Genomic DNA, 13,915 nt, shown 5'->3' on the forward strand with positions numbered 1-13,915 from the left:
GATAAAGAGTCTGATTACTAGTCTATACGGACTGTGAGCTGGCATGGATTGTTCATTTGCAAGGACCGTGGGCTCCGCGCAGGCTCGGAGTTCAACCCTGGCATTGGCAAAATAAGTGCAGCGAATATAGGCTCGAATGGAGCGAGTGCAATCAAACGCCAAAAATGGAGCTGCCTCTAGTCCCAGCTTCGATGACTAGAGGCAGCTTCGCGGCTTATTTTCTCAGAAAGTACTTCGATGGAGATGTGTCTTACAGCGGGTCGAGGCGGAACAGCACTGCACCATGAGGTGCTACGTTCGCGTAGAGGCTGTCTTTGACGACGGCGGTCTCGTCCGTCCACAGCTCCTTAGCCTGAACAGAGGCCGGGGCGCCTAATGCTTGGAGCGGAAGGCTGAACTTAAGAGGCTTCTCGCCGGTATTAAAACAGGCGACATATAGACAGTCATTTGCTCCATCGGCTCCCCAGACGATGCGGTTTCCCTCCCTCTTGAGCAATCTGGCGCCTGAGCTGGATTGATGCATCTCCAGCACATCGCGATTGGTAAGCAGCGATAACGTCCATTCGTCGTTGTCTCTCAGCTCTCCGCCAAAGAAAAGCGGAGACCGGAACAAGCACCACAGCGACATCATCGTTAGCTGCTCCTCGCGGGTAAACCGGGTCCAGCGGTCGGACCCGCCGCCATCTACGGAACGAATGCCGATATGTCCCAGCGGCAGCATGTCGCAGTCGGGCCAGCAGCCTTCCGTTGATTTGCCCTGCCATCGCTCGCAGCGGTCGAACATGTCGAGCAGCAGATCCCAGCGATCCCAGAAGTCATCCGTCATTCTCCACATATTCGCGTTTTGAGAAAGGAAATCCGCATATTCGACCGGCGCTGGTCCAGGTGACAGGCTCAGCACCATCGGCCGTCCGCAACGGTCGATCGCGCGGCGGATCAGCTCGATTTCAGGCAGATGCGTATCGTAAAGCCGCGAAGCGGCGATGTCGTCAACCTTCACGAAATCAACGCCCCATTCGGCGTATAACTCGAACAAAGAATCGTAGTAGGCCTGAGCGCCTTCCTTGGCGGCATCCACGCCATACATATCTGTATTCCAGGGACAAATGGAGTTAGGATGGGCGATATCGCGCGCGGTAACGGCTGTGTTCTTAATCGGGGTGCCCGCATGAACGGCCTGACGCGGTACACCGCGCATGATATGGATGCCGAATTTCAGGCCGAGCTGGTGGACATAGTCGGCCAGCGGCTGGAAGCCCCGGCCGTTCGCGGCCGAAGGGAAGCGGTTCTCCGCCGGCATGAGCCTTGCATATTCATCCATGACCAGCGGCACGAACGGACGATAAATGGACGAATTGGCATCAGGCTCATACCATTGGATGTCAACAACAATCGTATCCCAGCCATACTCCTTCAGGTGCTTGGCCATATAATCGGCATTCCCGCGGACCTCAGCTTCGGTGACAGCGGCTCCATAACAATCCCAGCTGTTCCACCCCATCGGCGGGGTAGGGGCAAATAAATGATGATCCAAAATGAGTTCCTCCAGTCCAGGTTCCAAATTTGTGATGAAATAGAATTGCTATCATAAATTAATCATATTGTTCTATAACAATAGCTATCTACAACAATTTAGGAACACAAATAGCACAAAATTGCTGCTCCATCTCCTGGAGAACTCTCTAATCGAAGAAAAGCCGGTTATACTGCAGAGCATGACTGCCCGAACGGAAGGACCCGGGGGTCTGTCCCGTGAATTTCTGGAACACTTTGATATAATAGCTTCCTGACGAATAACCGACCTCGCCGGCAATCGTCTCGATGCTCCAATCGGTAGATTGCAAAAGCTCGATCGACCGTTCAATCCTTTTCCGGTTAACATAGTCGTTCGGCGTAACGCCGAGATGCTTCGTAAACGTCCGCAGGAAATGGAATTTCGATAAGCCCAGCTGCCCGGCCAGCTGCTCGAGGCCGATCATGCAGCTGTAATGCGTATCAAGGAACCGAACGGCTTCGCGGACGGCCAGCGGCCAATGCTCTTGTTCACGGTGGCGATCGGAAGCGGCTCTTCTCAGTTCTATTAAAAACTGGTATACATACGAGGAGGCGATATACGGATCCGTGATATTGCCGCTATGCGCTTCGGCGAATAGCATCTTGAGCCGTTGGATGGGCATACCGTCGGGATTCAGGTATGGCGTGGTGCCGAGGAGGGAAACAATCTCTTTCCAGAGCGGCAGCGCTGTGCGCGGACGTATCAGCAAAAAATAGAACTCCCACGGTTCCCCGTTTGTCTTAGGGTAATAATAGCGGTGGCTGCTGGGAATTTCGGCGAGAAACGCCCGCCCAGCATCTATTCTCGTGATAGTTCCGCCGCTTTGCTCTGCAGCAGCTTCTTCAACATCTCTATCTCTATCTCTATCTCTATCTCTATCTCTATCTCTATCTAGTCCCCCGCCATCCCTGCATCTAGCATCACTTTTATTCCCGGTCTCAAACACTCCCTCTCCTTGAACGGTGTATTGGAATATAAGCAATGGGCCATCTGTTCGAGTCAGACCATCCCAATAATACTGCGGATCATCTACAAGCTCATGTCCTACCGCAAACAGGCCGCATAACGGAAGATGGGGAGCGTCGTTAAATCTGAAACCATAGGTTCCCCAGGCTGTTTCTGCTTCTGAGTTCATAACCTGCCGTGCCTCCTACTGGTACTTTCAATTGCTCAACCGTATAATTTCGATGAATCACACTCGTAAATATCCATAGGATAGCATATTTTGGCGATGGAGATGGAGATGGAGATGGAGGAGGCTCTTGCGAAAGAAATGTACTGAGCGGACTCTGGTTCCGCTAATTGCCGCTTTTCGCAAAATCAACGAGCTAACGGACACAGAAGGCGCTATTTAGTGAAAATGACCATGGAACCCATCGATTTTATCCAAATAAGTTTCACTGTGTCCGTTAGTTCTAGAAAAAGCAGCATTTTTGTGAAATAGCGGAACCAGGGTCCGTAAGAGATCAGCCTCAATTAAGTTACTTTTCAAACACCGATGTCCTTACAAACTAACGAACCTATTGTCCTCTTCTAGAGTTCTTCCCTCATTTGCGCCAAACCATTGTAATACCTAACAGACAGCATATCTGGAGCCCGTTAAAGCGTGCGCTCTTCAATGCTGCCTGGCGGCCATAACGGGTTTCTGCTGAGCCGCATTGGTGTTTCTGTTGAGGCATGGTTGAGCCATTGGATTGTCGAGCCATGCCCCTTAAACGGCATTGATTTTCTTGTATTCATTAGGGGTCACGCCAACGATGCGTTTGAACAATTTGTTAAAATAAGCCGGATCAGGGTACCCCACTCCGCAGCCGATCTCATGAATCTTCATGTCGGGGCTTGTTTTGAGCAGATGCTTCGCCTTTTTGATGCGCACTTCGATCAAGTAATCGGTAATGGTCATGCCGGTCTCGTTCTTGAACAGCTTGCTGAGATAGCTGGGGGTCAGGTAGACCATCGAGGCCAGGCTGCCAAGTTCGGTTTGCTGGTCGTAATGCTCTTGAATCCAGCGTTTCACCGTTTCAACGGATTTGTCCGCCATTTGCAGGCGGGTTGCCCTGATCATTTCGAGCCCCTTGAGAAAATGAGAGAAGAACAGGCTCTTAAGCTCGGCAAAAGACAAGCAGGACAGCATGCGCCCCTTCAACTGTTCTTCGGCGGCAGGAGGGCTTGCCGATTTCCATTCCGGAAGTTCCGCTAAGGCCGTATTGTGAATCAAGCGGCATAAGGAGAGAATCGATTGCCGGGAAGCTTTGGCTTCTTTTGCCTGGCCGAACAATTTTTCCAGATCTGCTTGGACTAACGGAATATTCAAGATCTGCATATGTTCGCTAAGCTCTTCTCTTATGCTGATGAACCAGTCGGTGAAATCGGGGTCTGGCTGCGGCAGATCGTCATGATGGTAATAGCACCAGGCTTTATAATCATATAGCCCGTAATCACATGCCCGAACGGCCTGGCGGTAGGCTTCACTCAACTGGCTTGCCTGGCTGTATCCCCGGCTGGAGCCAGCCTGGATGATGCCGAGGTGAGCAAGGACTGGCTGCAGCTGGCCAGCGAGCTGTCTTATCACCTTTGCATCGGGTTCATCGGTATAATAACTGACAAGCGCCAGCATGCCATCGTCAGTCTCGACGATGTCCACCGCATCGCCCAGGTCTGCATCTGCAATGGCGCTAAGCAGCCTTTCATGAAGCGCCTCAATATCACGGCTGCGCAGCACATATACAACAAAATAGGGCTGCGGCAAATGTAACTCAGGCAGCTTGCTGCAGAAGGAAGAGGGGCTGCTGAAATAAGACAGCAGCACACCGGAGCGCAGACGCTGCTCTTTTCCCAAGCTGGCTTCCTTCTCTTCATGCAGCGTATTGAGCAGCTTGAACAGCTGCTTCTTGTTGATCGGCTTGAGCAGGTAATCCACCGCGGAGCAGCGAAGCGCCTGACGGGCATATTCAAAATCGGTGAATCCGCTCATGATGATGCACCGGATCTCCGGTTGAAGCGATTTAAGGCGTTTAATCAGCTCTAATCCGTCGACCAGCGGCATGCGAATATCCGTAATGACGACATCGATATCCGTGGTCTCGATAAAATCCAGCGCATCCTGCCCGTTAGAGAAAACTCCAGCCACGACAAAGGCTTCGTTTTCTTTGGTGATGATTTTAGCTGCTCCCTCGCGAATCGAGGATTCGTCATCGACAATGACCAATCGAAGCATCAAATTACCTCCCCATAGCGTATACGATGTTCATCTTCCAGGAGACCTGCAATTTTTAAGGTTACCATGGTGCCTTTCCCAGGCCGGCTGTCCACCGTCAGATTCGAGGTGTCCCCGTAATGCAGGCGGACCCTTTCGTTGACATTGCGCAGGCCGATGCCGAACTTATCGATTTTGCCATTGGTCAAGCTGCGGTTCAACTGATTTAGGGTATCCTTATCCATGCCAACACCGTCGTCGCGAATCTCAAAGATGGCGTCCAGTCCATCGTTCCGGGCAGTGATTGTGATGGTCCCTGGCTTCTCCTGCTTCTCCAGCCCGTGGAACACTGCGTTCTCGACGATCGGCTGAAAAACCAGCTTGATGATTGGCAGATCATAGAAGTGCTGCGGAACCTCAATATGAAAATCCAATTTGCCCGGAAACCGGATTTGCAGCAGCTGCAAATAATTGCGGACATGGCAGAGCTCCTGCTCGACGGTGACCGTCTCGTCGCTGCGCGTAATGCTGTACCTGAGCTGCAAGCCGAGCAGATACGTGAGTTCGGCGACGCGATCGTCGTCGTTCAGTTCGGCCAGCATGCGGATCGATTCCAGCGTGTTATATATAAAATGCGGATTGATCTGGTTTTGGAGCGCCAGCATATCCGCTTTTTGTTTGCTCTTCTCGGTTTCATACACCTCCTGCAGCAGTCCCTTGATCCGGTCGATCATCCGGTTGAAATGACTGCCAAGCCGGCCGATTTCGTCGTTGTATTTGACTTCGACATGAACGTCGAGGTTGCCGCGCTGCACTTGTTTCATTAACCGTACCGTACGGGTAAGCGGCTTGGTTAGAGCGTAGGAGATGAAGATGGCTACCGCCAGAGCAAAAAAAACAATGAGCAAAGCCGTGATCATAAGGGCGTTGCGGCTTTGCTTCATCGGAGCGAGCAGCTCTGTGAGCGGGATGTAGGTCAGCGTTTTCCATCCGGTGCTGGAAGATGCGCTGTAGACGGCAATGTACGGCTTGCCCTCGATGTCCAGTTCGAAATGCCCTCGCTGCCCGGTGGCCTGCATCAGCAAAGGACTGTTGCTTAAATTTTTGCCCAGCATGGCGGGATCGGCATTGTACACGACTGTGCCATGCTCATCCACGATCAGGGTGTTCCCGTGCGTTACTGTGTTCAGTGGCTGGATGATCTCCTCGAACAAGCGAATGTCCACATCGATCACGATGATGCCGATGTTCTTGAGCGTACTGACGGATTGAATAGAGCGCATGATGGTAAACACCTGCCGCTGCTCAGAGCCGTTGACCCGAATCGGATGCGTTCCGAGCAGGACGGGGGAGACGCCGGCTTCGCGCGTCCGGATTCCCCATTCTGCCAATCTTTCCTCCGGATACATTTCGTTGATGCCGGGTTTTTTATTATAAAAAATCGTACCGAAGCGATCGGTCATATAAACCCCGGCAATTTCCTCCTTCATATTCGCCAAGTACATCAGAAACATGTTGATGCTCGTATTTTTCTCCCAATCCGTCTCACGCTCATCCAGATGCTTCTCGACGTCCTTGTTGTAGAGCGGAAGGATGGTGTACCGCTTCAGGTCGGCGATGTAGCGATCCACTTTATCCATGGCATTGTCGGTCATTTGGCCGGCTGAGCTTGTCATGTTGCTCAGGATTGAGCTTGAGTTCGCCCGGTACGAAGCGTAGCTGACGTACGTAATCGGCAGGGAGATGAGGAACACGAAGATGATGACCAGCTTTTTTTGCATGGACAGGTTGGCGAAGAACACCCAGGCTTTGCGACACAGATAGAAAATGGATGATAACATACGCTGCCGTCCCTCCTGCAAATCCGTTTATTTTACCGCGCCGCTGGTGACGCCTTCAAAAATGTACTTCTGCAGCACAAAATACAAGACGACGGTCGGCAGCAAAATCAATAATATCGCTGCACTGATCAGATTCCAGTCAGCGATGTTCACGCCCTGGAAGCGCATGAGCACCGTGGTCACGACGCCAAGGCTCTGCTTTGGCATGTAAAGATAAGGCGTGTACATGTCGTTGTAAATGCTGATCGACTTGAGAATGACGAGCGTGGCCGTCGCCGGGGTCAGCAGCGGAAAAATGATCGAGCGATAAATCCGGAATAGCGAAGCGCCTTCCGCCATGGCATTCTCATCGAGATCGACCGGAATGTTACGGATGAATTGCAGATACAGAATAATTTGGATGACGTCGGCTCCAATATACAGAACAATGGGTGCCCCCAGCGTATTATACAGTCCAAGCTGCTTAATGATTCCGAATGTGGCGACCTGGGTCGTAATGCTCGGAATGACCGTAGCGAATAAGTAGGCGCCAAACACCGCTTTTTTCAATTTGAAAGTAAATCTGCCCAGCACGTAAGCGACCATGGTTCCAAAAATGATATTGAAGACAAGGGCAACGCAGATGATGACCAGCGTATTGGCGAAGCCGTTCAGCAGCCCGCCCCGCTCGAATACGATTTTGAAATTGTCGAGGTTGAGAAAGCTGTCAGGCAGCGCCATTGTGCTTGCCATATTGAATTCATCGCTGGACTTGAAGGAGTTCACGATGATGACATAGGGAGGAAACAGGACGACGAATACGCCGATCAGCAGGGACAAGTATTTGATGATGTCGAGGCCACTATATTTTTTGCTGCTCATTTCCCGTTCCCCCCTCTGCTAAGGACAAATTGCTGAAGACCTACGACGACGATGACAAAAAACAGCAGGATGATGCTCATGGCCGAGGCCAGGCCGTAATGATTATAGGCGAACGCCGTCTCCACGACACGCTGCACATAGGTTTGCGACGCTCCGGCTGGACCGCCTTTGGTAAGAACGAAGGGCAGGTCGAATACTTCGAGGGCTCCGGTGACCGTAAGGAACAAGTTCAACTGGATAACCGGCTTCATGTTGGGTAGGGTGATGCGCCAGAAGGTCTGCCAGGCATTGGCGCCGTCGATTGTGGCAGCCTCGTAAATATCGCGCGGGATCGCCTGCAGGGAAGCGATGTAAATGACCATGTTGTAGCCCATGAAGCGCCATAACCCCGTCGAAGCTAGGGAATAGTTAACCAGGCCTGGCGTTCCAAGCCAGCTGGTTTCCCCAAGGCTGGTCAGGCCGACTGCCTGCAGCAGCAGATTAAGCGAGCCTTGCGTCGTATCGAACACGTAACCGAACATGAAGGCGACCGCGACGCCGTTCATGATGTAGGGGAGGAAAAGCAGCAGTCGGAACACGTTTCTTCCCCGCAGCCGGCCGTTCAAGAGGACGGCGAAATAAATCGCTACAATATTCTGGACGATGCCCATGACGAAATAAGCGAAGTTATGGGTGAATACTCCGAATATATCCGGATTAGAGAACACCTCCTTATAATTGGCCAGCCCTACCCAAGGCTTCTCCGGGCTATAACCGTCCCAGTCAGTGAAGCTGAACCAGACGAGCTTCAGAGCCGGATAGTAGGTAAAGAGCAGCAGCAGCCCGACCGGAATGAGTAGAAAAGAGAAGATGATGATGTTTTTCTGCGTTTTATATGACAAGGTTCCGAACATTCCCGTATCCCTTCTTTCTATCCGCTGAATTGACAGCAAAATGGATTATCGCCAGACCGATAACCCATTTTGCGTGCTGTTCAAGGTGATTGCCGATTCATGAATGGCAATTCATTAATAACCGAGATCCTTTTTAGCTTTGGCCCACGCTTTATTCCATTTATCAAGGACGGCTTGCGGGTCTTTCGCCAGTACGAATTCCTGGGCAATGGCCGGAAGATCGATTTGCGCCTTGTTGGAAATTTCAATGACCTTCGGGTCATCTGGCAAGCCTTCCTGCAGATCTACTCCTGTAGCCTGGAACTCTGCGAGTTGGGTCAGCTTGGATTCGCGGCCTTCCAGCGGCGAGATGAACCCGGCGAAATCCTCATATCCGGAGTCCTCCAGCATCCAGGTCAGAAAGGCCTTGGCTGCCTTCAGATTTTTGCTGTCCTTGCTGACGGCGTAGAAGAAGTCCGGGTTCAGGCCGGCCCGGATCTCGCCGGAGTTGTCGAAGGGCAGCGGGAAGAAACCGATGTTATCCGATTCGTCTCCCACGCCGATGACTTGGTTAATGACCCAGTTCCCCAGGAAGTACATGCCCATTTTGCCGTTCGCCACGTCTTTTTTGGATTGCTCCCAGTTGGTGGAGTTGATGTCCTTCTCCAGATAACCTTTCTCCGCGAGCGTTCGCAGCAGGGACATGGCCTTGCCGTATCCGTTGTCCATCGAGAAAGGGGCTTCCATGTTGAGTCTCTCATTGGGGAAATTCTTATTGTTCTCGATAACCCGCGGCAAATCGTAGACCCAGTTCCCCAGCGGCCATTTATCCTTGAAGTTGGAGGAGAGCGGAATAACGCCGTTTTGCTTCAACTTTTCGCATGCGGCAAGGAATTCATCCCACGTCTTGGGGAGTTCGGTAATTCCGGCATCGGCGAAAGCTTTTTTGTTATACACGATTCCTGAGGTCGAGTTCCCCGTCGTAATCCCGTACAGCTTGCCGTCATAAGACTTGAAATCTTTAAATGTAACCTCCGCACTTAGCTCCAGGTCGTCGAGCGGAGCAAAATATTTGGGGAGATCCGAGTTGGGAATATCCGGAATGAACATTAAATCCGGCAGCTCGCCGCTGGCCATGCGGACTTTGATTTGCTGGTTATAGTCCGTCTGGCTTGCTTCAAATTCAATGGTGATGTCTGGATATTTCTCGTTGAAGCGTTTGACGTAGTCGTCGTATTCTTTGCCGATCATGTCTGTCCGGTTGGTGAGGAAGGTGACCTTTCCGCTCAGTTTATTGGCTGTGTCTTTGCCGGCTGCGTTACTGTCCGAGGCATTCGACGCTCCTTCGTTTATTCCGGCGTTCGTGCCGCTACTGGTATCTTTGCTGCCGCTACAGCCTGTTAGTATTGCAGTTAGCGCAAGAATCATCATGAATGCAATCCATAAACTGTTCTTTTTCATCCTCATATCGCCCCTCTTCTCATTTTTTTGATAGCGCTTACAGTTAAATTGTATAGTTTTGTTATTTCACTTTAAATGTACTGGTTTGTTATTTGTTGTCTTTAATTAACCTATTGTCGGGTTGTTGGTTGAATGGGGGGGAGTATGAACACAAAATTTGTTTTATAATATATATAACAAAACAATAACAAAAACTATTGATAATGTAATATAATAAATTATAATTCATGAAAATTCTACTATGTTATTTGATGGAGGGCTTATGAGCATTCAACAGCAGATATTAAATCAGTGGAGTTTTAAAGCATGTGATGAGGCGAACTGGCTATCTGCAGCGGTTCCAGGGACGGTTCATACCGATTTGCTGCGTCATGGCTTGATTCCGGATCCGTTCTACGGGACGAATGAGCATGATTTGCAGTGGATCGACAAAAAGGATTGGGAATATAAATCCAGCTTTAAGCTGCCTGAGAGCTGGGCGGCGGAAATGGCTAGAGTCCAGCTTGTATTTGAAGGGCTTGATACATATGCGGATGTCTATGTGAATGGACAGCATGTACTGTCTGCCGACAATATGTTCCGAGCTTGGCATGTAGATGTGAAGGAGCTGCTGCGCGCAGGAAGCAATGACGTTCTCGTCCGGTTCCGCTCGCCGATCAATGAGGATTTGCCGAAGCTCGAGGAGCTGGGATATGATCTGCCCGCGACAAATGACCAGTCGGAATTAGGCGGGCTCGGGGAGCGCAAGGTCAGTGTTTTTGCCCGTAAAGCGCCTTATCATTATGGCTGGGATTGGGGACCGCGTTTTGTAACTTGCGGCATTTGGCGGGAGGTTCGTCTGGAGGGCTGGTCGGTTCCGAAAATTAGCGATTTATATATTCGCCAGGACGAGATAAGTAGTGAGATCGCCAGGCTGACGGCAGTAGTGGAAGTTGAGGCTGTAGCGGGCTGGAATGGGCGGTTGCGCATCGGCACGGAGGACATGACCTGGGAGCAGGAAGTGGCGTTAAGCCCGGGACTGCAGACTTTGACGCTAGAGATGATGATTACTGATCCCAAGCTATGGTGGTGCCGCGGGCTTGGCGAACCGTCAATGTATGCTTTCCAAGCGGCTTTGCTGCAGGGCGGGGAGACCGTATCGGATCGAACTGTGCGCACGGGCTTGCGCAGTATCGAGCTGGTGCGGGAGAAGGATGAGGCCGGGGCGTCATTTTACTTCAGGCTGAACGGTGTCCGGGTATTTATGAAAGGCGCTAACCATATTCCGAATGACAGCTTCGCGACTGAAGTGACGCGGGAGCGTTACCGTCATGAAATCGCCTCGGCGGTAGAGAGCAATATGAATATGCTGCGTGTATGGGGCGGTGGTATATATGAAGAAGAGGCATTCTATGAGCTATGCGATGAGAATGGACTGCTGGTCTGGCAGGATTTCATGTTCGCCTGCAGTATGTACCCTGGGGACGAAGCGTTCCTGAACAACGTGGCGGCTGAGGCGGAATACAACGTGAGACGCCTGCGGAATCACCCGTCCATCGCTTTATGGTGCGGCAATAACGAGATTGACTCGGCTTGGGCGCATTATGCCCGGGATACAGGCTGGGGCTGGAAGGAGAAGCTGGACAGCGCTGAGCTGCGCGATAAAATCTGGGCGGATTACGATGCCGTGTTCCACCGCATCCTGCCCGAGGCCGTCCATAAATGGGCGCCCGGCACCGATTATTGGCCGTCCTCTCCGCTGCGCAGCCTGACAGGGGACGAGAATCAGCATGCCACTCAGATCACGGGTGAAGGCGATGTTCATTATTGGGGTGTATGGCATGCGGTAGAGCCGTTTGACAACTATAATCAGAAAATTGGCCGCTTTATGAGCGAATACGGTTTTCAATCTTTTCCCGAGCTGAAAACAGTGCTGGAGTATGCAGAGGAAGATCAGCTGGAGCTGGAATCCAAGGTGATGCTTGCTCACCAGAAAAACGGTAGAGGCAATCAGTTGATCAAGGAGTACATGAACCAATATTTTCCCGAACCGCAGGACTTCAAATCATTCCTGTACATGAGCCAGTTATTGCAGGCCCAGGCGATTCAGACAGCGATCGAGGCACACCGCCGGAATAAGCCTTACTGCATGGGCACGCTGTACTGGCAGATGAACGACTGCTGGCCGGTCGCTTCCTGGGCCGGCATGGATTACTATGGACGCTGGAAGGCATTGCAGTATACGGTACGCCGCAGCTTCCGGGACGTCATGCTTTCGATCGACGGTACCCGGGAAGGCGAAGTGGCGGTTTATCTGATTTCCGATCGTCAGGAGCCTGTTGCGGGTGTGCTTAAACTGAGCCTGTTCGACTTTGACGGCCAACTGCTGCGCGAACTGAGCCAGAATGTGGCTATCGGTGCGGATGCTGCCGATATCGTGCTTCGGGTCCAAACTGGCGAATGGCTTGGCGCCCATGATCCGAAGCGCGTAGTATTACTGGCTGAGCTGGAAGGGGATGGCGCGATGCTGGATAGCAAGCCATATTATTTTGAGTCATTCCGCGAAATCGAATGGCCGGAAGCTGCTGTTACGGTGGAGGAAGTTCCGGGAAGCGAGGGCACTTCCTTCAGGTTGAAGACAGACGCTCTTGCACGGCAGGTTTGGCTCTCGGCGGAGGAAGAGGGGATATTCACCGATAACTTCTTCGATCTCATTCCGGGCGTGCCGCACACCGTCACCTTCCGCCGCCGGAGCTCCGGCCATGCTGCGGCGTTTGTTCCGGGCAAGCCGGGAGCGTTAACGGTTAGATCGATGAGGGACTTCATCAGGTAGAGCTGTACAGCGCTGCATGATGGGCGGGCGGCTGGCGTCATATATCCTACGAGGATAGGTTGTGCGAATGTGTGATTAGACTGTTAAGGGTTCTATGCAAATGAGTGCGTAGCGAGTATATATGTGCGTTGTGTCTTCTGTACGTGAGCGTGATGCTGATGGGATGGGACACAGGTTCCGCTATTGGTGACAAAATGCCATAAAACGTTGCGCTGGCGGACACACGATCCTCTATTTGTTGATATCATCGTGAATCTTCGCTACTTTTCATCAAATAAGTGATCTGTGGTCCGATAGACATAGAACTACGTGCATTTTCGGTGAATAGGGGATTCTAAGTCCGTAAGGAATTCGATGGGAAGATGCTGTGTCCTGTTCAGGATGTTGAGGATCTTCAATCAAGTCGCCAAACGCTGGACATCGCCCAGGCGTATCCCTCCCTCATAGGGGCTGCGCTGCATGATAGCAGCCGGCCAAGCAGCAAATCAATGTGTATAGAAGGCGCAGATTTCACCCCCCAAGCGGCTTTAGCCGCTGGGGGGGCTTTTTATAGCACATGGGAAATGCTCGCTAATATGACCGCTAATCAGGACCCGAACCCCTTGGAAATTACATTTATAGATGCACGGCTTACAAGTGGATTACTCAATCAATCCAAGGGATTCATAAACTTTGGTTGAAACGACCCCATTAGGGATAAGGCCATGGTCGCGTTGATATTTTTTCAGGGCAGCGGTTGTATCGTACCGGAATTTGCCGTTACAGACCCCGTTGAAATATCCTGCGCTTTTCAGGCGGGATTGAATCAATTGAACTTCTCCTCCCACGTCCCCTTCGGCCAAAGCCCTGGGATCCTGTTTGGCATTGCCCAGCACATGCCCGTGTATTGTTACTTTGGTGCCGATCGGAATCATGTCATACAGCTCCATCACGTCTCTATTTCGCATCCGTACGCAGCCATGGCTTAAGTGCTGCCCTATGGAGTAAGGCTTATTTGTGCCGTGGATGCCATAGGTTCCCCAGGGGACGTTCAATCCCAGCCAGCGAGGGCCAAAAGAAGGTCCCCAATCGGTTCCTTTGTATATTATTTTGAATTCCCCGACGGGGGTTGGCGTGGACGGGTTACCTACCGCAACGGGATACGTTTTGAATTTTTGCCCCTGTGCCCGGACAATCAGCTTATGGTACTGTGGGTAAATCTCAATCGTATACAGCCCTTCGTCGGCTACGATCGGCAGCGAAGGGTCTTCATGAGCCTGAACGTGACGGGGGAAGGTGCCCCAGCCGCAAAAGACCATTTCCGCAATCATAAGCATA

The 13,915-nt window shown here is 51.6% G+C and carries 9 protein-coding genes; 1 reads left to right on the plus strand and 8 read right to left on the minus strand.

Features of this window, described 5'->3' with window-relative positions; all coding sequences use genetic code 11:
* Positions 1-250: 250 nt before the first annotated feature.
* The 7 genes from QNH46_RS06580 to QNH46_RS06610 all read right to left on the minus strand — a co-directional run bounded on the left by QNH46_RS06580 (position 251) and on the right by QNH46_RS06610 (position 9,786).
* Complete coding sequence (locus QNH46_RS06580) at positions 251-1,534, minus strand: glycoside hydrolase family 27 protein (RefSeq protein ID WP_283927406.1); 1,284 nt, start codon at positions 1,532-1,534, stop codon at positions 251-253.
* A gap of 148 nt (positions 1,535-1,682) precedes the next feature.
* Positions 1,683-2,690 (minus strand): helix-turn-helix domain-containing protein, encoded by a 1,008-nt coding sequence (locus QNH46_RS06585; RefSeq protein WP_283927407.1) that lies wholly within the window; start codon positions 2,688-2,690, stop codon positions 1,683-1,685.
* 576 nt (positions 2,691-3,266) lie between these two features.
* Positions 3,267-4,772: a response regulator gene (locus QNH46_RS06590; protein WP_283927408.1), complete on the minus strand. Its 1,506-nt coding sequence runs from the start codon at positions 4,770-4,772 to the stop codon at positions 3,267-3,269.
* A complete protein-coding gene (locus QNH46_RS06595; protein ID WP_283927409.1) occupies positions 4,772-6,592 on the minus strand; it encodes a cache domain-containing sensor histidine kinase in 1,821 nt (606 codons plus the stop codon). The genes QNH46_RS06590 and QNH46_RS06595 overlap by 1 nt, the downstream gene beginning before the upstream one ends.
* A 27-nt stretch (positions 6,593-6,619) precedes the next feature.
* Positions 6,620-7,453: a carbohydrate ABC transporter permease gene (locus QNH46_RS06600; protein WP_283927410.1), complete on the minus strand. Its 834-nt coding sequence runs from the start codon at positions 7,451-7,453 to the stop codon at positions 6,620-6,622.
* The gene (locus QNH46_RS06605; protein WP_283927411.1) at positions 7,450-8,346 is read right to left on the minus strand and encodes a carbohydrate ABC transporter permease; all 897 of its coding nucleotides are present in this window, start codon (positions 8,344-8,346) and stop codon (positions 7,450-7,452) included. The genes QNH46_RS06600 and QNH46_RS06605 overlap by 4 nt, the downstream gene beginning before the upstream one ends.
* 114 nt (positions 8,347-8,460) lie before the next feature.
* Positions 8,461-9,786, minus strand: coding sequence for an ABC transporter substrate-binding protein (locus tag QNH46_RS06610; RefSeq protein ID WP_283927412.1), 1,326 nt, complete (start codon positions 9,784-9,786; stop codon positions 8,461-8,463).
* A gap of 262 nt (positions 9,787-10,048) precedes the next feature.
* Between QNH46_RS06610 and QNH46_RS06615 the strand changes: the two genes are divergently transcribed.
* Positions 10,049-12,598, plus strand: coding sequence for a beta-mannosidase (locus QNH46_RS06615; protein ID WP_283927413.1), 2,550 nt, complete (start codon positions 10,049-10,051; stop codon positions 12,596-12,598).
* A gap of 641 nt (positions 12,599-13,239) precedes the next feature.
* On the opposite strand, the gene QNH46_RS06620 is transcribed toward QNH46_RS06615, so the two are convergent.
* Positions 13,240-13,896 carry a L,D-transpeptidase family protein gene (locus tag QNH46_RS06620; RefSeq protein ID WP_283928365.1) on the minus strand — a complete coding sequence of 219 codons (657 nt, stop codon included), beginning with the start codon at positions 13,894-13,896 and terminating at the stop codon, positions 13,240-13,242.
* Positions 13,897-13,915 lie beyond the last annotated feature (19 nt).

Origin of the sequence: Paenibacillus woosongensis (assembly GCF_030122845.1) — a bacterium.
GTDB classification, from domain to species: domain Bacteria; phylum Bacillota; class Bacilli; order Paenibacillales; family Paenibacillaceae; genus Fontibacillus; species Fontibacillus woosongensis_A.